The 22,355-nt window shown below is 74.1% G+C and carries 21 protein-coding genes and 2 pseudogenes; 16 read left to right on the forward strand and 7 right to left on the reverse strand.

Going from position 1 to position 22,355, the window contains the following annotated elements; genetic code table 11:
- Positions 1-13: 13 nt before the first annotated feature.
- From AMK16_RS30320 to AMK16_RS30335, 3 genes and pseudogenes are all read right to left on the reverse strand, one after another.
- Entirely contained in the window at positions 14-1,819 is a 1,806-nt protein-coding gene (locus AMK16_RS30320; RefSeq protein ID WP_073920531.1) for an AfsR/SARP family transcriptional regulator, read from the reverse strand.
- Between the two features lie 232 nt (positions 1,820-2,051).
- Positions 2,052-2,654, reverse strand: a pseudogene (locus AMK16_RS38640) (AraC family transcriptional regulator).
- A gap of 105 nt (positions 2,655-2,759) precedes the next feature.
- Entirely contained in the window at positions 2,760-4,136 is a 1,377-nt protein-coding gene (locus AMK16_RS30335) for an FAD-binding oxidoreductase (RefSeq protein ID WP_073920532.1), read from the reverse strand.
- 160 nt (positions 4,137-4,296) lie between these two features.
- On the opposite strand from AMK16_RS30335, the gene AMK16_RS30340 reads away from it, so the two are divergent.
- The 10 genes from AMK16_RS30340 (at position 4,297) to fabG (ending at position 14,387) form a co-directional block, all read left to right on the forward strand.
- A complete protein-coding gene (locus AMK16_RS30340; RefSeq protein WP_073920533.1) occupies positions 4,297-5,316 on the forward strand; it encodes a beta-ketoacyl-ACP synthase III in 1,020 nt (339 codons plus the stop codon).
- Between the two features lie 50 nt (positions 5,317-5,366).
- Positions 5,367-5,606, forward strand: coding sequence for an acyl carrier protein (locus tag AMK16_RS30345; RefSeq protein WP_073920534.1), 240 nt, complete (start codon positions 5,367-5,369; stop codon positions 5,604-5,606).
- Positions 5,606-6,829 (forward strand): beta-ketoacyl-[acyl-carrier-protein] synthase family protein, encoded by a 1,224-nt coding sequence (locus tag AMK16_RS30350; RefSeq protein ID WP_073920535.1) that lies wholly within the window; start codon positions 5,606-5,608, stop codon positions 6,827-6,829. The genes AMK16_RS30345 and AMK16_RS30350 overlap by 1 nt, the downstream gene beginning before the upstream one ends.
- A gap of 84 nt (positions 6,830-6,913) precedes the next feature.
- Positions 6,914-8,758: an acyl-CoA dehydrogenase family protein gene (locus AMK16_RS30355; protein WP_073920536.1), complete on the forward strand. Its 1,845-nt coding sequence runs from the start codon at positions 6,914-6,916 to the stop codon at positions 8,756-8,758.
- A gap of 5 nt (positions 8,759-8,763) precedes the next feature.
- On the forward strand, positions 8,764-9,186 hold the full coding sequence (locus AMK16_RS30360; protein WP_073920537.1) for an acyl-CoA thioesterase: 423 nt from the start codon (positions 8,764-8,766) through the stop codon (positions 9,184-9,186).
- Between the two features lies 1 nt (position 9,187).
- Positions 9,188-10,135: a fumarylacetoacetate hydrolase family protein gene (locus AMK16_RS30365; RefSeq protein WP_073920538.1), complete on the forward strand. Its 948-nt coding sequence runs from the start codon at positions 9,188-9,190 to the stop codon at positions 10,133-10,135.
- Positions 10,132-10,854, forward strand: a complete 723-nt coding sequence (locus AMK16_RS30370; protein ID WP_073920539.1) for a 4'-phosphopantetheinyl transferase family protein — start codon at positions 10,132-10,134, stop codon at positions 10,852-10,854. The genes AMK16_RS30365 and AMK16_RS30370 overlap by 4 nt, the downstream gene beginning before the upstream one ends.
- A complete protein-coding gene (locus AMK16_RS30375; RefSeq protein ID WP_073920540.1) occupies positions 10,851-12,440 on the forward strand; it encodes an acyl-CoA carboxylase subunit beta in 1,590 nt (529 codons plus the stop codon). Before AMK16_RS30370 ends, AMK16_RS30375 begins: the two co-directional genes overlap by 4 nt.
- A gap of 48 nt (positions 12,441-12,488) precedes the next feature.
- Positions 12,489-13,571 (forward strand): branched-chain amino acid aminotransferase, encoded by a 1,083-nt coding sequence (locus AMK16_RS30380; protein ID WP_073920541.1) that lies wholly within the window; start codon positions 12,489-12,491, stop codon positions 13,569-13,571.
- Positions 13,572-13,667: 96 nt separating this feature from the next.
- Entirely contained in the window at positions 13,668-14,387 is a 720-nt protein-coding gene (gene fabG, locus AMK16_RS30385) for a 3-oxoacyl-[acyl-carrier-protein] reductase (RefSeq protein ID WP_073920542.1), read from the forward strand.
- Positions 14,388-14,392: 5 nt separating this feature from the next.
- Here the strand turns inward: fabG and AMK16_RS30390 are convergent, their stop codons facing one another.
- Positions 14,393-14,929, reverse strand: coding sequence for a helix-turn-helix domain-containing protein (locus AMK16_RS30390; RefSeq protein WP_073920614.1), 537 nt, complete (start codon positions 14,927-14,929; stop codon positions 14,393-14,395).
- Between the two features lie 156 nt (positions 14,930-15,085).
- Here AMK16_RS30390 and AMK16_RS30395 point away from each other — a divergent pair, with 156 nt between their 5' ends.
- The 4 genes and pseudogenes from AMK16_RS30395 to AMK16_RS30410 form a co-directional block, all read left to right on the forward strand.
- The gene (locus AMK16_RS30395; protein ID WP_073920543.1) at positions 15,086-15,769 is read left to right on the forward strand and encodes an AzlC family ABC transporter permease; all 684 of its coding nucleotides are present in this window, start codon (positions 15,086-15,088) and stop codon (positions 15,767-15,769) included.
- Positions 15,770-15,783: 14 nt separating this feature from the next.
- On the forward strand, positions 15,784-16,098 hold the full coding sequence (locus tag AMK16_RS30400; protein ID WP_073920615.1) for an AzlD domain-containing protein: 315 nt from the start codon (positions 15,784-15,786) through the stop codon (positions 16,096-16,098).
- Positions 16,099-16,603: 505 nt separating this feature from the next.
- Complete coding sequence (locus tag AMK16_RS36020) at positions 16,604-16,960, forward strand: response regulator transcription factor (protein ID WP_079191847.1); 357 nt, start codon at positions 16,604-16,606, stop codon at positions 16,958-16,960.
- A gap of 172 nt (positions 16,961-17,132) precedes the next feature.
- Positions 17,133-17,369: pseudogene (locus tag AMK16_RS30410) on the forward strand (MBL fold metallo-hydrolase); the annotation flags it as partial.
- A 109-nt stretch (positions 17,370-17,478) separates the two neighbouring features.
- Here AMK16_RS30410 and AMK16_RS30415 read toward each other — a convergent pair.
- Both AMK16_RS30415 and AMK16_RS30420 read right to left on the reverse strand, forming a co-directional pair.
- Entirely contained in the window at positions 17,479-20,013 is a 2,535-nt protein-coding gene (locus tag AMK16_RS30415; RefSeq protein ID WP_073920544.1) for a DEAD/DEAH box helicase, read from the reverse strand.
- Positions 20,013-20,582 (reverse strand): MarR family transcriptional regulator, encoded by a 570-nt coding sequence (locus tag AMK16_RS30420; protein WP_079191848.1) that lies wholly within the window; start codon positions 20,580-20,582, stop codon positions 20,013-20,015. The genes AMK16_RS30415 and AMK16_RS30420 overlap by 1 nt, the downstream gene beginning before the upstream one ends.
- A gap of 100 nt (positions 20,583-20,682) precedes the next feature.
- On the opposite strand from AMK16_RS30420, the gene AMK16_RS30425 reads away from it, so the two are divergent.
- Positions 20,683-21,525 carry an NAD(P)H-binding protein gene (locus tag AMK16_RS30425; protein ID WP_073920546.1) on the forward strand — a complete coding sequence of 281 codons (843 nt, stop codon included), beginning with the start codon at positions 20,683-20,685 and terminating at the stop codon, positions 21,523-21,525.
- A 204-nt stretch (positions 21,526-21,729) separates the two neighbouring features.
- Positions 21,730-22,080 (forward strand): hypothetical protein, encoded by a 351-nt coding sequence (locus AMK16_RS30430; protein ID WP_073920547.1) that lies wholly within the window; start codon positions 21,730-21,732, stop codon positions 22,078-22,080.
- A gap of 20 nt (positions 22,081-22,100) precedes the next feature.
- Here the strand turns inward: AMK16_RS30430 and AMK16_RS36025 are convergent, their stop codons facing one another.
- A complete protein-coding gene (locus AMK16_RS36025; protein ID WP_143196911.1) occupies positions 22,101-22,328 on the reverse strand; it encodes a hypothetical protein in 228 nt (75 codons plus the stop codon).
- Positions 22,329-22,355: the final 27 nt, after the last annotated feature.

The following is a 22,355-nucleotide window of genomic DNA, read 5'->3' on the forward strand; positions in this document are numbered from 1 at the left end:
GAGGGGATACGGATCAGCTCGCCGCCGGCAGTGCGGCACCGGCGGCCATCCGTACGGGCAGCGATCGGGCGTAGAGCAGTACGAGCCGGTGGAAGCGGTACTGGAGAACGCCGCCGGCCGGGTCGGCCGGCTCGATCAGTGAGGCGTCCGCCAGCTGTTCCAGCAGGTCCTCGGTGGTCGCGTGGGACAGCCCCAGCAGCGTGGCCGCGGTCGCGGCGCAGAAGGACCGCCCGCCCAGCGCCGTGAAACGGCGCAGGACGTCCGGGTCGACGCCGGTCCGGCGCAGCCACGCCCGCAGCGACCGGGCCAGGTCCAGGTCCCCGAAGCGCAGTTCGCGCAGCCGGTTGCCCGGGTCCTCCAGCCGGCCGGCCAGCAGACCCACCGACCAGCGGGGCCGCGAGACGAGCCGGGCGCCCGCGATCCGCAGGGCGAGCGGCAGCCCGTCGCAGTGCTCGGCGATCCTCCGGGCGGCCGCCAGGTCGGCCGCCACCCGGTCGGCGCCGGCGGCCGCCGCCAGCAGGCCCAGGCTGTCGTCCTCGCCCATCGGCTCGACGGCCACGGTGTGCGGGCCCGTCGCCACGGACAGGTGGGTGTGGCCGACGACCAGCACCGCCGCCTCCGCGCCCGCCGGCAGCAGCGCGGACAGCTGCGCGCCGTCCGCCACGTTGTCCAGCACCACCAGCAGCTTCGCGCCGTCGGTACGCGCCCGGTACAGGCGCACCAGGTCGTCGAGGTCGCAGGCCGCCGAGCCGGCCGCCTCGTGGCCCAGGGCCCGCAGCAGCCGCACCAGCACGGCCCGGGTGTCCTTGGCGCGGCCCTCGCCGTCCGACAGGTCCGCGTACAGCTGCCCGTCGGGGAAGTCCTGCGCGCAGCCGCGCGCCGCGCGCAGCGCGAGCGCCGTCTTGCCCACACCGGCCATCCCGGTGATCAGCCCGCGGCGGACGTGCTCCGAAGGGGCCAGCAGCCGCCGTACCGCCTCCAGCTCCCGCTCCCGCCCGACGAACGGGCCGGGCTCCGCGGGCAGCATCGCGGGCGCCGGCCCCGACGCGAACACGACCATGCCGGTGGCGGGCCGCGCGGGGGCCGTGGCCAGCGATCCGTCCAGTACCGCCTGGTAGGCGTCGGTCAGTTCGCTCCCCGGCTCCACCCCGAGCTCGTCGGCGAGCGCCCCGCGCCCCTCGTGGAAGGAGCGCAGCGCGTCCGCCTGGCGTCCCGAGCGGCACAGCGCGGTCATCAGCTGTGCCCGCATCCGCTCGCGCAGCGGGAACTCGCCGACCAGCCGGGTGAGTTCCGCGGTGACCTGCTGGTGCCGGCCGAGGGCGAGGTCGGCCTCCATCCGGTTCTCCAGGGCGGCCGCCCGCCCCTCCTCCCACTGCGGCTCCTCGTGCTCGACGAGGAACTCCGTGGTGTGGCCCAGCGCGGGGCCGCGCCACAGGTCCAGTGCCTTGCCCAGCAGCGTGCCCGCCTCGTCGTACCGGCGCTCCTGCAGCGCGGTGCGCCCCAGCCGCTCCAGCCGCTCGAACTCGACGATGTCGATCCGGCTGCCCTCCGCCTCGATCGCGTAGCCCGGCGCCCGCCGGACGATGGTGACCTCGGGCTCCAGCAGCTTGCGCAGCCGGGAGACGTACGTGTAGATCTGCGCGCTCATCGTCACGGGCGGGCACATCCCCCACAACAGCCAGCTCAGCCGGGAATCGGGCACCACCCTCCCTCTGGCCAGCAACAACGCCGCCAGCAGCGTTCGCATCTTCGCCCCGGAGAGCCCGACGGGCCGGCCCTCGCGTCTGGCTTCGACGGGACCGAGCAAGCAGAATTCCATGGTTCCCCCGCTGACAGTCGTGTCGTGTGTGCCCAGCTTGCCCACCCCCGGTGTCCCCCCGCTTTCAATTCGATTTCGCCACTGGCCGACACCCGCCGTGGCAGCCCTGTGGCATTTCCGTAGGACTTCCATGGGAAGCGGTCCGAGACTGTCGGGTTCACCCCTAGTCGCTGCGGGCGGGCGGGCGGGCGCGCGGGCGGGCTGTCGGGCGGCTGGTCGGGCGGCGCCGCGGTCAGCGCCGCGCCGCGTCGGCGCCGGACGTCCCGGCCACCGCCCCCGTGACCGCCCCCGTGACCGCCCCGGCCCGGTAGCGCCCCGGGGTGGTCCCGAACTCGCGGCTGAAGGCGTGCAACAGGGCGTACGGCGTGCCGTAGCCGACCCGGCGGGCGACGGCCGCCAGCGGGTCGGCGGTGTCCCGCAGGAGGGTGGCGGCGAGGTTCAGGCGCCACCAGGTGAGGTAGGCCATCGGAGGCCGGCCCACCGCGCCGGAGCCGTCCCCCGGCGGGCGCGGGGGACCCGGTGCGCGCGGCGGGCGCAAGCCCGGGCCCGCCCGTGAGCCGCTCCAGCGCAGCCGCCCGTGCGACGGTCGCGTCGTCGGCGGGGGAGTCGGCGATCACGTGCCCCGCGCCGTGCGGGAGGGCACCGCGTCGCCGGGGCCCAGCGTGACGGGGGAGCCGCCGTCGGGCAGCAGCCAGCAGCCGCCCTCCAGCACGACGTGGAAGCCGGCGCCCCCGTACGGAGCGATCCGTGTGCACCAACTCCCCTGCGCCCGCAGCCGGTCGGAGGAGGGCCGCCCGATCCGCACGGCCGCGATCGCGTCACTCACCACATCCACCCGGTCAGCGTAGACGGGACCCAGGGAGCCGTCCGTCCGTGCGTACGGCCCCCTCGGGGCGCGCCGCCGCACGCGCCGCCGCCGGCCGCGAGGGCTGCGGCGCCCTCACCCCGCGAAGACCTTGCCCGGGTTGAGGATGCCCGCCGGGTCCCACACGCGCTTGATGCCGCGGTGCAGGTCCAGTGCGGCCGGGCCGAGCTCCCTGGCCAGCCCGCGCATCTTCAGCAGGCCCACACCGTGCTCCCCGGTGACGGTGCCGCCGAGCCCGATCGCCTCCTCGACGATCCCCTCGAACACCTCGCGCCCCCGGGCCAGTTCCCGCTCGTCGCCGCGCGGCACGACCAGCATCGGGTGCAGGTTGCCGTCGCCGGCGTGGGCCAGGCTCGCGATGCGCACCCCCCGCTCCCGCGCGCTGCGCTCCAGGCGGCCGAGCATCTCCGGGACGAGGGTGCGGGGGACGCAGACGTCCTCGCTGAGCACCCTGCCCGTGCGCTCCAGGGCGGGGTAGACCAGGCGGCGGGCGGCGAACAGGGCGTCCGCCTCGGCCTCGTCACCGGAACGTTCGCACCACGCGGCCCCGGCCGCCTCGAAGCAGGCCAGCACCGTGCCCGCCTCCTGCTCGCCGGCCGCCCCGGGCGCGTCGCACCGTGCCAGCAGCAGGACGTTCCCCCCGTCGCTCAGGCCCATGCGCTTCCACTCGTCGACCGCGCGCAGACAGTACCGGTCGACGAGTTCCAGGGCGCTGGGGACCACCCCCGAGGCCACCACGCGCGCGACGGCCCGGCCCGCGCCGGGCAGGTCGTCGAAGAAGCCGACCACGGTGTGCTCCCGCGGGCGCTCTCCGCGCAGCCGCAGCGTGATCTCGGTGACCAGCCCGAGGGTGCCCTCGGAGCCCACCAGCAGACCGGCCAGCTCGTAGCCCGCGCTGCTCTTGGCGGTCCGCCGCCCCAGCCGGACCACCTCGCCGCCGCCGGTGACCGCCTCCAGACCGAGCACGTAGTCGCGGGTCACCCCGTACTTCACGCAGCACACGCCACCCGCGTTGGTGGCGACGTTCCCGCCGATCGTGGACCAGGGAGAGCTCGCCGGGTCGGGCGGATACCACAGGCCCTTCGCCGCGCACGCCGCGCGCAGGTCGTCGTTGACGACCCCGGGCTGCACCACGGCCAGCCGCTCGTCCGGATCGATCTCCAGGATCCGGTCCATCGCGTCGAACGCGACCACCACGCAGCCCTCGACCGCGTTGGCTCCCCCGGACAGGCCGGTGCCGGCGCCCCGCGCGACCACCGGGACGCCCCGCCCGGCGCAGTACGCCACGACGGCCGCGACCTCCGAGGTGTCCTGCGGCCGCACCACGGCGGCCGGCAGCGCGAAGGGCGCGCCGGCGGCTTCGTCGTGCGCGTACGACGCCAGGTGGACGGGGTCGGCGAGCACCCGTCCGGAGGGGAGGAGCCCTGCGAGATCAGAAGCTGTCCGGGTCATTTGCGGGACCTTCGCAGCGCCGCCCATGCAGCGTCAATTGGCCTTTGGTGCAGGGGTGTTGGGGTGTACGAAGGGCCAATTGCCCCGCCCGCGAGCGGTCCGCGAGTCTGTGGGGACGCCAGATCAAGCCGTGGGCGGCGGCCATCAGGAGGGTGGGTCAATGACGGCAGTGGTCACAGGGATCGGGGGTTTCCTCCCGCCCAGGACCGTCACGAACGACGATCTCTCGCGCACGCTGGACACCACGGACGAGTGGATCCGCACCCGGACCGGGATCCGCGAGCGCCGGGTCGTCAGTGACGGCCTGTCGACCGGAACCCTCGCCGTGGAGGCCGGCGCCCGCGCCCTGCGGTCGGCCGGGGCGCAGGGGGTCGACGCGGTCGTCGTGGCGACCACCTCCCCCGACCGGCTCTGCCCGGCCGTCGCTCCCGAGGTCGCCTTCCGGCTCGGCCTCGGCACGGTCGCCGCCTTCGACCTGACCTCGGCGTGCAGCGGCTTCCTCTACGGGCTGGCCACCGCCGCCGGGCTCATCGGCTCCGGCACCGCCGACACCGTGCTGTTCATCGGTTCGGAGGCGTTCACCACGCTGGTCGACCCCCGGGACCGGGCCACGGCGCCGATCTTCGGCGACGGGGCGGGCGCCGTCGTGCTGCGCCGCGGGGAGATGGGCGAGCCCGGCGCGCTGGGTCCGTTCGACCTCGGCAGCGACGGCGCCCTGGCCGACCTGCTGGCCATCCCGGCCGGCGGCTCGCGGCAGCGCTCCTCCGACGGCGGCCCCGGACACGGCACGGTCCCGGAGGCGGACTGGTACCTGCGCATGGACGGCCGCCCCCTGTACACACAGGCCGTCGAGCGGATGACGCAGTCCGCGCAGGCGGTCCTGAAGCGCACCGACTGGTCGGTGGCCGATGTCGACTGGTTCGTCGGCCACCAGGCCAACATCCGCATCGTGCGGGCCGTCGCCGAGGAACTCGCACTCCCCGAGGAGCGGGTCGCCGTGAACATCGACCGGGTCGGCAACACCCTCTCGGCATCCGTGCCCCTGCTCCTGAACGACTACGCCGCCCGCGGCGACCTCAAGCCGGGCCAGCGCGTGCTGCTCTGCGCCTTCGGGGCCGGCCTGTCCTGGGGCTCGACCGTGCTGGTCTGGCCCGACATCCACGCCGAACCCGTCGAATGACCCCCCGCTCCCCGGCCCGTCCCCCTTCACCTTTTCCAGGAGGAAACACCATGAGCTCCGTACACGACTCCGTCGTCGAGGTCTTCGTCGCCCGCTTCGGTCTCGACCCCGAGACGGTGCTGCCCGAGGCCACCTTCGACGACCTCGGCCTCGACTCGCTGTCGCAGATCGAGCTGGCCACCGCCCTGAAGAAGCGCCTGGGCATCGTGGTCAGCGACGAGGAGCTGTCCGACCTCTCCACCGTCTCGGACATCGTCGCCCTGGTCGAGCAGAAGGGCGCCGCGGTCTGATGAGCGCTTTCGCCGCGGCCATCACCGGGATCGGGCTGGTCACGCCCGCCGGTATCGGGGTGAAGGAGAGCTGGGACCGGGTGATCGACGGCAAGCCCACGGCGGCGCACCACGCCGACCTGGCCGGCCTGCCGGTCACCATGGCCTGCCGGGTGCCCGACTTCGAGCCCGGCAGGCTGGGGCTGCGCGGTTCCTGGCAGTGGGACCGCTACGCGCAGTTCGCCATCGCCGCCGCGCGCGAGGCACTGGAGCAGGCCGGCCTCATCGCCGGCGAGTGGGCGGACAGCTCACGGGTGGCGGTCGTCCTGGGCTCCGGCGCGGGCGGCACCGCGACGCTGGAGGAGCAGCACCGGGTGCTGATCGAGGAGGGCCCCTCGGAGGTCTCCCCGATGACCCTGCCGATGGGTCTGCTCAACATGGCCGCGGGCCAGGTGGCCATCGACATCGGCGCGAACGGCCCCTGCATGGCGCCCTGCACGGCCTGCGCCGCCGGGGCCAGCGCGATCGGGCTGGGCCGGGAGCTGCTCCGGTCCGGCCTGGCCGACATCGTGGTCGCGGGCGGCGCCGAGGCACCGGTCACCCCGCTCTACCTGTCCTCCTTCGCGCGGATGCGGGCCCTGTCCCGGCGGACCGACGACCCGCAGAGCGCCTCCCGCCCCTTCGACGCCCACCGCGACGGGTTCGTGCTCGGCGAGGGCGCCGGGGTCGTCGTCCTGGAAACCGAGGACCATGCACGGGCCCGGGGCGTCCGCCCGGTGGCCAGGGTGATCGGGTACGGCGCCTCCGCCGACGCCCACCACGTCACCTCCCCGCACCCCGAGGGCAAGGGCGCCGAACTGGCGGTCCGGGCCGCCCTCGCGGACGCCGGACTGAGCGGCCGCGACATCGGCTACGTCAACGCCCACGGCACCTCCACCCCCCTCAACGACGTCATCGAGGCCGCGGTGATCCGCCGCGTCGTCGGGCCCGGCGCCCAGGTCAGCTCGACCAAGGGGGTCACCGGGCACCCGCTGGGCGCCGCCGGTTCCATCGAGGCGGCGTTCGCCGCACTCACCGTCCACCACGGCATCGTCCCGCCCACCGCGAGCACCACCGAGATCGACCCGAGGGTCGAGGTCGACGTCGTGCACGGCGCCGCCCGCCGCGGCCCGGTGGAGGTCGCCCTGAGCAACTCCTTCGGCTTCGGCGGCCAGAACGCCGCCCTGCTGATCGCCTCCGCCTGACCGCCTTCGCCTGATCGCCTCCGCCTGACCGCCGATCCCGTCCGGCCGTTCCCCCCGGCCCGCACCGCTGGAAAGGACCCCCAGATGACCCCGTCGGCCTCCGCCGACCTGTCCCGGCTGCTCTTCGACGGCAGGTACGAGCAGAACCACCAGGACCTCCACGAGCTCCTGCTGGACCCCGTGTTCGACGCCCGCGAGGGACTGGACATGACCGGGGCCGGCAAGCTGGCCTACGCCCGCTCGCGCGCCGTCCACGGTGCGCTGGAGCGCCCGCGGGAGATCATGGCGGACCCGTGGCGGCTGTTCGCCCTGGCCGAATGGCCCTCGCTGGTGGACGTGTCCACCTTCTCGCTGCTCATGGTCCACTACAACCTGGCCTTCGGCACGGTCCTCGAACACGGCGACCGTGAAGACCTGAAGGACCTCGTCGAAGAGCTGGACCGGCTCGACTCCTTCAGCCCCTACATGGCCACCGAGCTGGGGTACGGCAACAACGTGGCCGCCCTGCGCACCGAGGCCGTCTACGACACCGCGACGCAGACCTTCGTCCTCAACACGCCGGATGCGCTCGCCCAGAAGCACATGTCCTACAGCGGCTTCCACGACATCCCGAAGCTGGCCGTGGTCCTGGCCCGGCTGAAGGCGGACGGCAAGGACCACGGCGTGTACCCGTTCCTGGTCCGGATCACCGACAGCGACGGCCTGTGCGAGGGCGTGCACGCCGTACCGTGCCCCGAGAAGCCGGTCCAGGGCCTGGACAACGGCCTCACCTGGTTCGACCACGTACGCGTCCCCCGCCGCAACCTGCTCCACGGCGACATGGGCGGCTTCGACGAACACGGCGCCTTCCACCCCGCCCCCGGCAACCGGCGCAAGCGGTTCCTGCGCACGATGAGCCGGATCCTGCCCGGCCGGCTGTGCGTCTCCAGCGCGGCCACCGGCGCCGGCCGGGCGAGCGTCTACATCGCCCTGCGCTACGCCGCGCAGCGGCTCACCAGCGCCCCCGGCCGGAGCGACCAGCCCGTCATCGGCTACCGCAGCCACCAGCTCCCGCTCTACACCGCGCTGTCGAAGACCTACGCGATGACGTTCCTGCTCAACCACGCCAAGCGGGAGTTCGCGGCGGCGCCGGCGGCCGGCTCCCTGCCCGCCGGGCTGGGCGACCTGGTCTCGATCACCAAGGCCCTGTCCACCTGGGAGATGAGCGAGGTCATCGCCACCTGCCGGGAGCGCTGCGGCGCCCAGGGCATCTTCAGCGTCAACCGGATCGCCGACTACGGCTCCCTGCTCCAGGGCCTGGTCACCGCCGAGGGGGACAACCAGGTGCTGCTCGCCACCACCGCCGGGCAGATCATCGCCCGGAGCGGCGACGGCGAGGAGCCCGCCCCGGCCCCCGACCCCGCGGGCCGCGACCTGCGCGACACCGCCTTCCTGCTGGCCGCCCTGCGCCACCGGGAAGAGCAGCTGCTGGGCTCGGCCCGGGCGGTCATGGCGGACGGCTCCCGGGACCGCACGTACTTCGAGGCGTGGAACGACACCGTCAACACGGGCCTGGAGGCGGCCCGGCTGCGCGGGGTCCGCACCGCCCTGGAGTGCTTCACCGGGGCCGCCGGCGCGGCGCGCACCGACACCTCCCGCACCGCCCTCGGCCTCCTGGCCGCCCTGTACGCCCTGACCGAGGTGCGACGGGACGCCGGCTGGTACTTGGCCCGCGGCGTGCTGACGACCGAACAGGTCGAACGGCTGCCGCTGGAGGCCGACGCGCTGTGCGCGGAGATCCACCCGTACGCCGACGTGCTGACCGAGGGGTTCAACCTCTCGCCCGAGCTGCTGCGGGCGCCGATCGCGGCGGACGACTACGCGGCCGCCTTCCAGCGGTACACCGGCGCCTTCGGCCCGGCCGCCGACCGCACTCCCGAGCGGAGCTGAACGCGATGGCACGGCACAGCTACCCCTGCCCGATCCGCTGGTCCGACATGGACGTCTACGGGATCGTCAACAACGTCTCCTACCTGCGCTACCTGGAGGAGGCCCGGGTCGACTTCGTCTTCCGGATGGCGCCCACCGACGGCGACGCCTTCTTCCGCGACGGCTCGGTCGTGGTCGAGCACGCCATCCGCTACCGCCGCCCGCTCGTCCACCGGCACGAACCGGTCGAGATCGAGATGTGGGTCTCCGGCCTCCAGTCGGCGACCGTGACCATCGACTACGTGGTCAAGGACGGCGACACGGTCCACGCCACCGCCTCGACCACCATGGCACCGTTCGACTACACGGCGGGCCGGCCCCGGCGGATGACCGACGAGGAGATCCGCTTCTTCGAGAAGTACCTCGAAGAGACCCCGGCGGCCGGCTGACATGCGGCTCCTGCGGATCGGCCCCCCGGGCGCGGAACGGCCCTGCGCCGTCGGCCCCGGCGGCACCGTCCGGGACGTGTCGTCCTGGGTGCCCGACTGGACGGGCGCGGCCCTGGACCCGGACGCCCTGCGCGCGCTGGCCACCCGGCTGGCACGGGAGGGCGCCGCGCTGCCGGCGGTCGACCCGGCCGCCGAGCGGATCGGGCCGCCCGTGCGCCCCGGCGGCCACCTGCTGTCGATCGGGCTCAACTACCGGGCGCACGCCGCCGAGGCGGGACTGCCGCTGCCGGACGAGCCGATCGTCTCCAGCAAGGCGCCGTCCACGCTTGTCGGCCCGTACGACGACCTGCTGCTGCCCCCGGACGGGGAGAAGACCGACTGGGAGGTCGAGCTGGCGGTCGTGATCGGACGGCGCGCCCGCTACCTGCCGGACCCTGCCGCGGCCACCGCACACATCGCGGGCTTCGCGACCGGCAACGACGTGTCAGAGCGCGGCTGGCTGCTGGAACGCGGCGGCCAGTGGATCAAGGGCAAGTCCTTCGAGTCCTTCAGCCCGCTGGGCCCCCACCTGGTCACCCCGGACGAGGCCGGCGACCCGCAGCGGCTGCGCCTGACCTGCCGGGTCAACGGCCGCCCGATGCAGGACGCGACCACCGCGGACATGGTCTTCGGCGTCGCCCACCTGGTCTGGTACCTGAGCCGGTTCATGGTGCTGCACCCCGGTGACGTGATCCTGACCGGCACCCCCGGCGGCGTCGCCCTCGGCCGCCCAGACCAGCCCTACCTGCGCCCCGGCGACGTGGTCGAAGCCGAGGTCTCGGGCCTGGGCGCCCACCACCAGACCTGCCGGCCCGCCCCGCCCCCGGACTCCCGCCGCGTCATCCCGTCCGCGGTCCCGTCCGCGGTCCCGGCGGGTCTCGCACCCGGCCCCCTGGAGGAGCGGTCGTGATCGCACGGCTGCTCCCCGAACCCGTGGCCTGCTGGGAGTCCTTCCAGGACCACCCGCACTTCGTCCCGCACCGGGCGGAGAGCGCCACGCTCCGCAGCTCGGCGCCCGCCCGGCGCGGCGAGTTCGGCAACGGCCGCTACTGCGCCCACCGGGCCTTGGAACGGCTCGGCGCCCCCGCCGAAGCGGTCCCGGCCGGCCCGCGCGGCGCGCCCCGCTGGCCGCCCGCCGTGGTCGGCAGCATCACCCACTGCCGCGGCTACACCGCCGCCGCGGTCGCCCGCGCCCGCGACATCACCGCGATCGGCATCGACGCCGAGCCCCACCTTCCGCTGCCCGAGGACGTCCTGGAGTTCATCGCCCTCCCCGAGGAGCGTGCCCGCGTCACCGACCTGCTCGCCCGGCGCCCCGGCGTGCGCTGGGACCGGCTGCTGTTCAGCGCCAAGGAGGCCGTCTACAAAGCCTGGTTCCCCGCCACGGGCCGTTTCCTCGGCTTCCGGCAGGCCCGGATCTCCATCGACCCGGCGGCCGGCGCCTTCCGTGCGCGGATCCCGGACCCGGCGCTGCCCGGCCGGCCACAAGGGCCGTACCTCCCCGCCGAACTGGCCGGCCGGTGGCGGGTCGGCCACGGCGTGGTCGTCACCGCCGTGGCCGTACCGGCCCCCGTACCGGCCCCCGTACCGGCCGGCCCACCCGTTCCGGAAGGAGTGCGAGAGACATGACCGAACTGCAGGAACTCACCGCGCCGGCGCCACGCGCCGATGCCAGGGGGCGGGTGGCCGAGCTGCATGCCACCCGGGAACTGGCCCGCCGCGGCCCCGGCGAGCGCGCCACCCGGGCCCAGCACGCCAAGGGCAAGCTGACCGCCCGCGAACGCATCGGGCTGCTCCTGGACCCGGGTTCGTTCAGCGAGGTGGAGCAGCTGCGCAGGCACCGGGCCGTCGGCTTCGGCATCGAGGACCGCAAGCCGCACACGGACGGCGTCGTCACCGGGTGGGGCACGGTCGAGGGCCGCACCGTCTTCGTGTACGCGCACGACTTCCGGATGTTCGGGGGCGCGCTCGGCGAGGCGCACGCCGAGAAGATCCACAAAATCATGGACATGGCGATCGCGGCCGGCGCCCCCCTGGTCTCCCTCAACGACGGCGCCGGCGCCCGGATCCAGGAGGGCGTCTCGGCCCTGGCCGGCTACGGCGGCATCTTCCGGCGCAACGTGCGCGCCTCGGGCGTCATCCCGCAGATCTCGGTGATCCTCGGCCCGTGCGCGGGCGGCGCCGCCTACTCCCCGGCCCTGACCGACTTCGTGTTCATGGTCCGCGGCATCTCCCAGATGTTCATCACCGGCCCGGACGTGGTCAAGGCCGTCACCGGTGAGGACGTCACCCAGGACAGGCTGGGCGGCGCCGACGTGCACGCCGAGCTGACGGGCGTCGCCCACTTCGTCTACGAGGACGAGCGGACCTGCCTGGCCGAGGTCCGCTACCTGCTCTCCCTGCTGCCCTCCAGCAACCAGCAGGAGCCGCCCGCCGCACAGTGCACCGACCCCGCCACCCGGCGCGGCGAGGCACTGCTCGGCCTGGTGCCGGCCGAGGGCAGACTGCCCTACGACATGCGCCGGGTCATCGAGGAGATCGTCGACGACGGCGACTTCCTGGAGGTCCACGAGCACTGGGCCCCCAACATCCTGTGCGGACTGGCCCGCCTCGGCGGCGCGGTGGTCGGCGTCGTCGCCAACCAGCCGGTCTGCCTCGCCGGCGTCCTGGACATCCGCGCCAGCGAGAAGGCCGCCCGCTTCGTGCGGATGTGCGACGCGTTCAACATCCCGCTGCTGTCGCTGGTGGACGTACCCGGCTTCCTGCCGGGCGTGGACCAGGAGCACGGCGGGGTGATCCGGCACGGGGCGAAGCTCCTGTACGCGTACTGCGAGGCCACCGTGCCCCGCGTGCAGGTCATCCTGCGCAAGGCGTACGGCGGCGCGTACATCGTGATGGACTCCCGCTCGATCGGCACCGACCTGTCCTACGCCTGGCCGACCAACGAGATCGCGGTGATGGGCGCCGAGGGCGCCGCCAACGTCATCTTCCGCAAGCAGATCGCCGAGGCCGAAGACCCGGACGCCATGCGGGCCCGGGTGGTCAAGGACTACCGGTCGGAGCTGATGCACCCCTACTACGCGGCCGAACGCGGGCTGGTCGACGACGTGATCGACCCCGCCGAGACCCGGCCGCTGCTGATCCGCGCCTTCCGGATGCTCCGGACCAAGCAGGCCGAGCAGCCGGTGCGCAAGCACGCCAACACCCCCCTGTGACCGGCCGCCCATGACCGGCGACCGGCATCCCTACGCCCCGGAGCGACCATGACCCCCACCTTCACCACCGAGCCCGCCGAGCCGCTGCCCGCAGCGCAGCGGGCGGCGCTGATGGAGGCGCCCGCCTTCGGCGAGGTGTTCACCGACCACATGATCAGCATCGACTGGGACCGCGAGCAGGGCTGGCACGACGCCCGGTTGCACCCGTACGGGCCGCTGACGCTCGACCCCTCCGCCCAGGTCTTCCACTACGGCCAGGAGGTCTTCGAGGGCCTGAAGGCGTACCGGCGCCCGGACGGCACGGTGGCGACCTTCCGCCCCTACGCCAACGCCGCCCGGTTCAACCGTTCCTGCGAGCGGATGGCCATGCCGCCGCTCCCCGAGGAGACCTTCGTGGAGGCCCTGGAACTGCTGGTCACCGCGGACCGCGCCTGGGTCCCTGACCAGCCGGGACACAGCCTCTACCTGCGCCCGTTCATGATCGCCACGCAGCGCACGATCGGCTTCTACGGACCCTCCTCGTCCTTCCGGTTCATGGTGATCGCCTCGCCCGCGGCCTCCTACTTCACGGCCGGCGCCCGGCCGCTGACGGTATGGCTCTCCACCGACTACACCCGGGCCGCGCCCGGCGGCACCGGCGAGGCCAAGTGCGGCGGCAACTACGCCGGCACGCTCGTGGCCCAGGCCCAGGCCCGGGAGAAGGGCTGCGACCAGGTGGTGTGGCTCGACTCGGCCGAGCGCCGCTGGGTGGACGAGATGGGAACCAGCAACCTCTTCTTCGTCTACGGCGACCGCCTGGTCACGCCCGAACTGTCGGGCGCCCTGCTCGCGGGCGTCACCCGGGACTCGGTGCTCGCCCTGGCGGCCGAGCTCGGGTACCGGGCCGAAGAGGGGCGCGTCAGCGTGGAGCAGTGGCGCGCCGACGCCGAGTCGGGCGCGCTGACCGAGGTGTTCTCCTGCGGGACATCGTCGATGGTCACCCCGGTCGGCTTCGTCAGGAGCGCGGACGGCGAGTGGAGCATCGGCGGCGGCCGGCCCGGACCGGTCGCCGCGCGGCTCCACGCGGAGCTGACGGGCATGCAGACCGGCGTCCGGCCCGACCCGTTCGGCTGGGTCCACAAGATCGCCTGACCGGCCGGGCGCCGCCCCGCGCCCCGCCCGGTGCCGATGTGCGGTCCGGATCCGCCCCAGGGTCCGGCCGGTCCACGAAGGGATACGGAGAACACCATGAGCCGTTCGGTCCTCGTCACCGGAGGGAACCGGGGCATCGGCCTCGCCGTCGCCCGCGCCTTCGCGGAGGCCGGCGACAAGGTCGCGCTGACCTGCCGCACCGGCGGGCCGCCCGAGGCCGCGACCCGGCTCGGCTGCCTCGCCGTCACCTGCGACGTCACCGACGCCGCACAGGTGGAGCGCGCGTACGAGGAGGTGGAGGCGGCGCACGGACCGGTGGAGGTGCTGGTGGCGAACGCCGGCATCACCCGGGACGGACTGCTGATGCGGATGGCCGAGAAGGACTTCACCGACGTGCTGGACACCAATGTGACCGGCGTCTTCCGGGTGGTGCGGCAGGCCGCCGGGGAGATGGTGCAGGCCCGCCGCGGCCGCATCGTGCTGATCTCCTCGGTGGTGGGCCTGCTGGGCGCGGCGGGCCAGACCAACTACGCGGCGTCCAAAGCGGCCCTGGTCGGCTTCGCCCGGTCGGTGGCCCGCGAACTCGGGTCGCGGGGGGTCACCTGCAACGTGGTGGCGCCGGGATTCGTCGAGACCGACATGACCAAGGACCTGAACGACAAGCAGCGGGCCGCGATGCTGGGCAGGGTGCCCCTCGCACGCAGCGCCCGGGCCGAGGAGGTCGCGGCGGCCGTGCGGTTCCTCGCCTCCGAGGACGCCGCCTACATCACCGGCGCCGTCCTGCCGGTGGACGGCGGCCTGGGGATGGGGCACTGAAACGCTCAGTGGTGCTCGGAGACGAGCACCGCGCGGGTACCGGGCTCCAGCGCCTGGAAGACGTGCGGGACATCGGCCGGGTAGCAGATGTAGTCGCCCGGGTGGAGCTCCACCGGCTCCGCGGCAGTGCCCACCAGTGCCCGCCCGGAGCTGATGACCACGTGCTCCACGACGCCCGGCAGGTGCGGTGCGGAAGCCCGGTGGGGACCCGGCTCGGCGACGACGCCGTAGACGTCCCGCCGGGCCCCGGGCGGGGACGCGGAGAGCAGCGTGGCGCGGTAGTCGCTCTGCGTGGAGCCGACGGCCGGCCCCTCTCCCGCCCGGATGACCTGTACCCGCGGCCTGGGGGCGGCCAGCAGCCGGGAGAAGGGGATCTCCAAGGCCACGCACAGCGCCCACAGGGTCTCCAGGCTCGGGTTCCCGGCGCCGGACTCCAGCTGGGAGAGCGTGGACTTGGCGAGGCCGGCCCGGCGGGCCACCTCGGTGAGCGAAAGCCCCGTCCGCAGGCGCTCCGCCCGCAGGGACGCGGCGATCACCTCCAGCGGGGGCTTGAGCGCGGCGTCGGCGGGGACGCCGGTCGCGGTGTCGGAGGCGGCGGGGGAGCCGGCGGTGTCGGCGGTGTCGGGCACGGGGCGTTCGCTCCAATGGTCGTTCGTTCGACTTGACGAACATCCTAGAGGATGTTCATTATAAGCTCCATGCGTTCGATATGGAGAACACTCGACGAGGGCCGGTTACGCGACATCGCCCTGGTCTGCCTGGCGGTCGGCGTCATCGGCGTCTCGTACGGCGCCGTCGCCGTCACCAGCGGTTTCCCTTGGTGGTTCCCGGTCCTGATGGGGGCCCTGGTCCTGGCCGCCTCCTCCGAGTTCCTGTTCGTCGGCATCATCGCGGCCGGCGGCAGCCCCCTCGCCGCACTGGCGGCCGGGCTCCTGGTCAATGGCCGCCACCTGCCGTTCGGTCTGGCGGTCCCCGACGTGCTCGGCCGCGGCTGGCGCGGGCTGCTCGGCACCCATCTGATGAACGACGAGACGGTCGTCTTCGCCATCGCCCAGGACGGACTGCGCCAGAAGAAGGCCGCGTACTGGGCCTGCGGCCTCGGCATCCTTGCCTGCTGGCCGGCCGGCGCCGCACTGGGCGCGCTGCTGGGCAGCGTCGTGGAGGACACCGGAGCCCTCGGACTGGACGCCATGTTCCCCGCGGTGATCCTCGCGCTGATCCTGCCCGCGATGAAGGAACGCCTCCTGCGGCGCACCGCCCTGACCGGCGCCGCCCTCGCGCTGGCCACCACCGCGTTCCTGCCGGCCGGGCTGCCCGTCCTGCTCGCGCTGGCCGCGCTGCCCCTGTTCACCTCCAAGGTCGCGCAAGGAGCGGAACGTTGAACCCCACGATCCCGATGGCTCCCACCCTCGTCGCCATGCTGGCCCTCGCCGGCGGGACCTTCCTGCTGCGCCTCTCCGGGCCCGCCCTGCGCGCCCGGGTCACCTTCCCGGAGCGGGCGGAGAAGCTGCTGGAGGCTTCCGCCGTCGTCCTGCTCGCCGCGCTCACGGCCACCGCCGCGCTCACCGAGGGGGACGGCTTCGCCGGGGTCGCCCGGCCCGTCGGGGTGCTGCTCGGCGGAGTGCTCGCCTGGCGCAAGGCACCGTTCCTCGTGGTGGTGCTCGCCGCGGCCGCCGCGACGGCCCTGCTGAGGCTCGCCGGCGTCCCGTAGGCCGTCCACGGATGCGGCGCCCGGCGTCCACCGTTCATTTCACCGCCGCAAAGGCGGATGGGCGCAAAGCCCCTTCCACGGACTTCCCTCCCTTTCCCGCTGCCCACGTCCCCGAGCGCCGAATAATGGATCCGCATCGGCCGTGTATAGACGGCCCGCGTAGCGTCGGCCCAGGTGGTCGCCCCTCCGGGACGTTCCGCCCTCGGCTGTGCGTCCCGACCGGTCCCGGCCGCCCTGTTCCGTCAACGCATTCGGGGGAGTTCTCGTGGACGCGGACACGAAGCGTTTCGCTCCGCCGGGTCCCTGGCCCGCCGGCCCGGCCGGCTCCCCCCGCCGTCCGGTGCCGCTCTTCGGCGCAGTGCCCCCCGCGGACCGTGCTCCGGCCGACCGCCGGGACCACGGCGCAGAGGTGGCCGCGCTCGCGGCGCAGCCCGCCGCCCGGCCGTCAAGACCGGCCCGGCCGTCCAGCCGGCGGCCGCAAACCGAGGAGTCGTGGGAAACCCGCATGAGCACCGCACAGACCCCGGGCCCGCACGCCGGGGGCCCCGGCCCCGCCACCGGCCGCCACCTCGCCACCGACCGGCCGGCGCCGGCCCACGACCGCAGCTGGGACGCGGTCATGGCGAGGGTGCCCCTGCTGTCCGAGCGCGAGCTCGACGTCTTCCACCTGCTGGCGAGAGGCGCGTCGAACCGCACCGTCGCAGCCCGACTCGCCATCACCGAGCGCACCGCCAAGGCCCATGTGGCCCAGATCCTCTCCAAACTGCGCGTGGAGTCCCGCCTCCAGGCCGGGATCGTCGGCTTCGCCTGGGAGACCCGCTCCCACGGCGGCCGCCACCTCCCCCTCCAGCAGTCCGCCTGAGGCGCAGAGAGGAGACGCCGGAGTATTCCGCTGAGCCGTACGGGCATTGAGATGCTCACCCGGCCCTCCCCAGGGTCGGGTCATGAACAACGAGAGCGCCCAGAGCACCGGGGTGGGGGACGTCGAAGTCATCCGGATCGTCGAGTGGACGGGGGCCTTCGGCCCCGCCCGCGAACTCTCGGTCTTCGTCGGCGACCTGCTCCACAGCCCGGTGCAGATCCTCGACCCCACCTGCAACAGCTGCTTCTGCCTGGACGCGGCGCAGGCGGCGGCCACCCGCCGCAGGATCCTCGAACGGGCCGCCGACGAAAGGGAACTGGTGGTCCCCGCCCACTTCGCCGGCCCGGGCGCGGTGGAGGTCTCCCGCCGGGACGGGAGCTTCACCCTCGGCCGCCGGGAAAGGTGGTGAGCCGGGCCCCCGGGCTCGCGGTCACGGCGCCGGCGCGACCACCGGCGACGGGACCACCACCGGCGACGGGACGCGGCCACGAAAACCACCCGGCCGCGAAACCACCCGCTCAGGGAAGCACCGGACCGCCGGTCTCCCGCCGCTCGCCCGCCCACCTCATGCCGAGCGCATCGAGTTGCTCCACCCGCCGCTCGTCCAGTGACGACCGCCTGCTGCGGCAGTTCGAGAGGAACGCACCGAGCTTGACCTCCCGGACGCCCTCTCCCACCTCCGCAGCGACGACGGGCAGCCCGTCCGCATCCACCGGCACCGGTTCCACGTGCTTGCGGGGCACGTCGAGGTGGCCCTCCCGCCCGTGGAACCGGGCGGCGGCCGACAGGTTCAGCCGCCACTTGTCGGCCTGGCTGGTCCGCCGTCCGGCCTGCTCGCGCTCCCGCGCGGTGACCGGCCCGAGGCCGAGGAAGTTCTCCAGCATCCACCGCTGCCCGGCGGCCAGAGCGTCCCATCCCCAGCGCTGCGCACGGACCCACTGGCCCAGGTCCTCGCCCTGCACCACGGCCTCACCCGGCGCCACGGGCAACCGTCCGTCCACCGCCAGCTGCGCGCGGGCGAGCGTGAAGCAGCGCTGCCAGGCTAGGGGCCACGCCGGGCACCAGGCCGGGTCGATCTCCTCCAGCTGCTCGCGCCGCTCCGGCGGCATCGACCACACCAGGGGCAGCGGCTCCAGGCCCTCGGCCTCACGCTGCTCGTTGTGCACCGTCCGACGGGCCGCCGCCCGCGCGTTCTTGAGCCACACTCCGACCTGCTGACCCCGCCAGACCGCCTCGACGGGCGCCAGCAGGTGCCCGTGTTCCGCGGCCCAGCCGCGCGCGGCGGCCAGTCCCTCCTCCCAGGCGGTGTCGCGCTCGGACCACACCATGCCGAGCCCGTCGAGCTGCCCGGTCCGCTCCCGGGAGAGCCGTCCGGCCGCGTGCGCGCGCCGGGCGTCGGCGATCCACTGGCCGAGGGGGAAACCGGCCGGCGCGGCCGGCTCCGGCACCTTGTAGGCGAAGGGCACCCGCAGGTCGCCGTGTTCGCGGCGGTAGAGCATCGCCGCGTCCAGACCGCGCAGCCAGTGCGTCCTCTCCGGTTCCAGCACCCGCAGCCTGACGAAGGCGGCGAGTCGCGCGGGATCACGGGGCGTCGAGAACGTCAGCAGCGCGTGCGCCGGGCCGCTGACGCCCTCGGCGTCCGGATGCCACTCGCCGGGCGGTGTCGCAGCGGAAAGCGGCGTGTAGCGGCTCGGGGCCTGGGGCTCCGCGAGCCGCTCCACCAGCCGCGCGTCGTGCGCCCGGAGCGCTTCGAGCAGCCGGACGAGATCGCGGTACCCCCGCGAGGTGAGCATCTCGTCCGGACCCTCCCCGGGACCCAGCAGGACGGGCACCACGAGCGAGGCGACCTTCCCCTCGTCCGGCCGCATCCGCAGCGCCCGGCCCACGGCCTGGACCAGGTCGGGCATCGACCCGCGCAGGTCCGCCCAGAACACCGAATCGCACCGGGCGGTGTCCACCCCCTCGCCGAGGACGCGGACGGAACTCAGGAAGGACTTGTCCACCGGCGCGCCGTCGGCCGCGGCGCCGGCCGCGAAATCACCCAGCGCGCGGCGCCGGTAGCCCGGCCCGTGCTCCCCGCACACCCAGTCCGCCCACACCGACCGCGGATACAGGTCCGGGTCGAGGCCGTGCAACTGCACGGCGACGTCCGGCAGGCCCGTGGCGAAGGTTTCGGCCTCCTTGACCTGGTGGTGGAAGACCAGCGTACGGTCGAACCCGCAGCTCGCCGCGGCCTTGAGCAGGGCGGTCTGCAACGCCGCCAGCCGGGCGCCGCGCACCCGGTCGGAGCGCTGCTCCACACCGAGCAACTCGGTGGCCCGCAGCCCCGGATCGCTGACGTCGACCGCGATCACCCGGTAGGGCGCGACGATGCGGCGGTCGATCGCCTCCGACAGCGTCAGCGTGTGGCACCGCGCCCCGAACGGCCCGTCCTCGTCGTCCTCCATCGAGGCGACCTGCCCACCGGACCCGCTCCGCTCCGGCTGGTCCTCACCGTCCTGCCACAACCGCGGCGTGGCGGTCATGTACAGCCGCCGGGCGGCCGGGATCCGCCCGTTGTCGTGGACCACCGCCCAGGGCTTCCCGATCCGCCCGGACGTCCGGTGCGCCTCGTCGACCACGACCAGGTCCCAGGCGGGCAGCCCGGCGGCATGGGCGCGCTCCAGCGTCCCGAGCCCCAGCGACGCGTAGGTGGAGAAGACCGCGACCTGCTCGTGGTGCGCGGTCCACCGAACGATCTCGTACGGATCCGTGGTGCTGGGGAAACCCGACTCGTCCCCGCGCAGCGAGGAGACGCCGAGCATCGGTCCGGCGCGTCCCGCGGCCCGCCACGCGGCGACCGTCTGGGCCAGCAGGTCCAACGACGGCACCAGCACCAGCACCCGGCCCGCCCGCAGTTCCTGCGCACTGCGGGCCGCCACCAGCGACTTCCCCGAACCGGTGGCCATCACCACCTGGGTCCGCAGCCCACGTCCGGGCGGCCTTCCCCCCAGAGCCTTGAGCACCGCGTCCACGGCCTCGCGCTGGTGCGGCCGCAACTCCATCCGGGACATCAGCGCGCGGTGCCCCGGCCCGGGGCGGGGCGGGGACGCAGACCGTTCTGGGAGTCGACGTACTTGAGCATGAGACGGGCGAAGTCCAGCCGCTCGCGCTCGCTCCAGTCGGCGGTGACGTGCTCGAAGGCCGCGCGCTGGTGGCGGCGGAAGCGGGCCATCAGCTCCCTGCCCCCGGCACTGAGGTGGAGGACCGTACGGCGGCCGTCGCGCTGGGAGGCGGCGCGGACCAGGTAGCCGGCGGAGATGGAGTCGGACACCATGCGGCTGGCCACCGAGGGGTCGACGCCCAGGTACTCGGCCACCGCGCCGACGGTCACCTCGCGCCCTCCGTCCGGCCCGGCCTGCTCGCCCGACCCGCCCGACTCGGCCTGCTCGCCCGACCCGCCCGACTCGGCCTGCTCAGCCTGCTCGGCCTCCAGGACGATGTTGAGGACCAGGGTCCTGCTCAGGTCCTTCTGGGAAACCGGGTGCTCGACTTCCAGCAGCGAGGAGCGCCGGAGCTTTCCGAACGCCGGGCCGACGGCGTCCAGCAGCTCGTCGGCCGTGCGCGGCTCGTGCTTCGTCATGCCGCCCATCGTACAGAGATGACTGCGCGAAGACATGTGTTGACGAGAAAACGTATGCATGTAAGCATGCATATGCAGCCAACAATAGTCTGGAGTCCCCATGACCATCCTCGTCACCGGCGCCCGCGGCCGGGTCGCCCGTGCGGTCCTCGACCGCCTGCACGCCGCCGGCCTCGACCTCCGCGCGGCAAGCGCCCGGCCCGCCGAACTGACCGTCCCCTCCGGCGTCGAGAGCGCCGGACTCGTCCTGGACCGGCCCGAGACCTTCGCCCCCGCGCTGCGCGGCGTCCGCCAGGTCTTCCTCTACCCGGAGCCCGCCGGCATCGACGACCTGATCGAGGCCGCCGCGACCGCCGGCGTCGAGCACGTCGTCCTGCTCTCCTCGTCCACGGTCCTCGCCCCCGGCGCCGAGAACGATCCGCTCGCGAGCCACAGCCTCGCGGTCGAGCGCGCCCTCGCGGGCTCCGGCCTCACCCGGACGGTCCTGCGCCCGGGCGCCTTCACCACCAACTCCCTGGCCTGGGCCCACTGCATCGGCCGGTCGATGCCCGTCCCGCTCGCCTACCCGGACGCCTGCACCGCGCCCATCCACCCCGAGGACATCGCCGACATCGCCGTCGCAGCCCTGACCGGCGACACCCTCACCGGCCGCCCGGTCAGCCTGACCGGCCCCGAGCCGCTCTCCTTCCGCGAACAGCTCGCCGTCCTCGGGGACGTCCTCGGGCGCGAGGTCGCGGTCCGTCACATCACCCGCGCCGAGGCGGAGCGCGAGATGGGCCGCCACATGCCCGCGCCGGTGGCCTCCTCGCTGCTCGACCTGTGGGAAGCCGCCGACGGCCGTCCCGCCGCCCTCGCCGACACCACCGCGACGCTGCTCGGCCGCCCCGCCCGCACTTTCCGCCAGTGGGCCCGCGAGAACGCCGGCTCCTTCACCGGGCCCTGACCCCCCGTCCCCACCGCCGGGCTCCAGCCACCCGCGCCTGGACGATGCCAACGGCGTCATCAGCGACCTGACCCGCATCCCCCTGAACCCGCCCGCACCGGCCCCGGTGTCGCCCGTGCAGACGCGCACCGGATGCCGTCCGCCCTGCGCCGGGGCAGTCTGTGCCCAAGGCCAGCCCATCACCGCACAGACGAGGACCGCGCCATGTCCCACAGCCGGCGTATCGGCGTCATCACCGGCGCCGCAGCACTGCTGCTCACCGCCACCGCCTGCTCGGGCATGGGCCGGAGCACCGTGGGGACGCTCACCTTCCGCGGCAACGACGCGGCGGCGGAGATCACGTACTCCAACACCCTGGTCACGGGATGCCACCGCATCGCCGTTCCCCGGGGAGCCACCCACGTGGTGAACAACACCCTCGTCGACGTCGTCCTGTACGGCAACGAGCGGTGCGAGAAGCGCGACGGACAGGACGGCACCTACGTCGCCACGACCCTCTCGGACGTGACCGCCCCCGTCAGCCGCCCCTGGCGCAGCTTCAGCGTCATCCACTGACTCCGGCACCGCGGGGCGGGTCAGCGGCGGGTGCGCCAGGTGCCGTAGAGCCCGGCGACGGCGCTGACGACGCCGGCGAAGCCCGCCTCCCCGACGGCGAGGTAGATGCCCGCACAGGTGGCGAGGAGAGCGATCAGCACGATGCTGTCGCGGTTGCCGTGCCGGTTCGCGTCGGGGGGCGTGGCCGGTTCCTCCACGGGGGGCCGTGCGGGGCCGGGTGTCCGGGGTGTCGCGTCGTCGTGTGTCATGCCTCAAGGAGAGCGGCTGCCGGATCG

It is taken from the genome of Streptomyces sp. CB00455, assembly GCF_001905445.1.
In the GTDB taxonomy this organism is placed as follows: Bacteria; Actinomycetota; Actinomycetes; order Streptomycetales; family Streptomycetaceae; genus Streptomyces.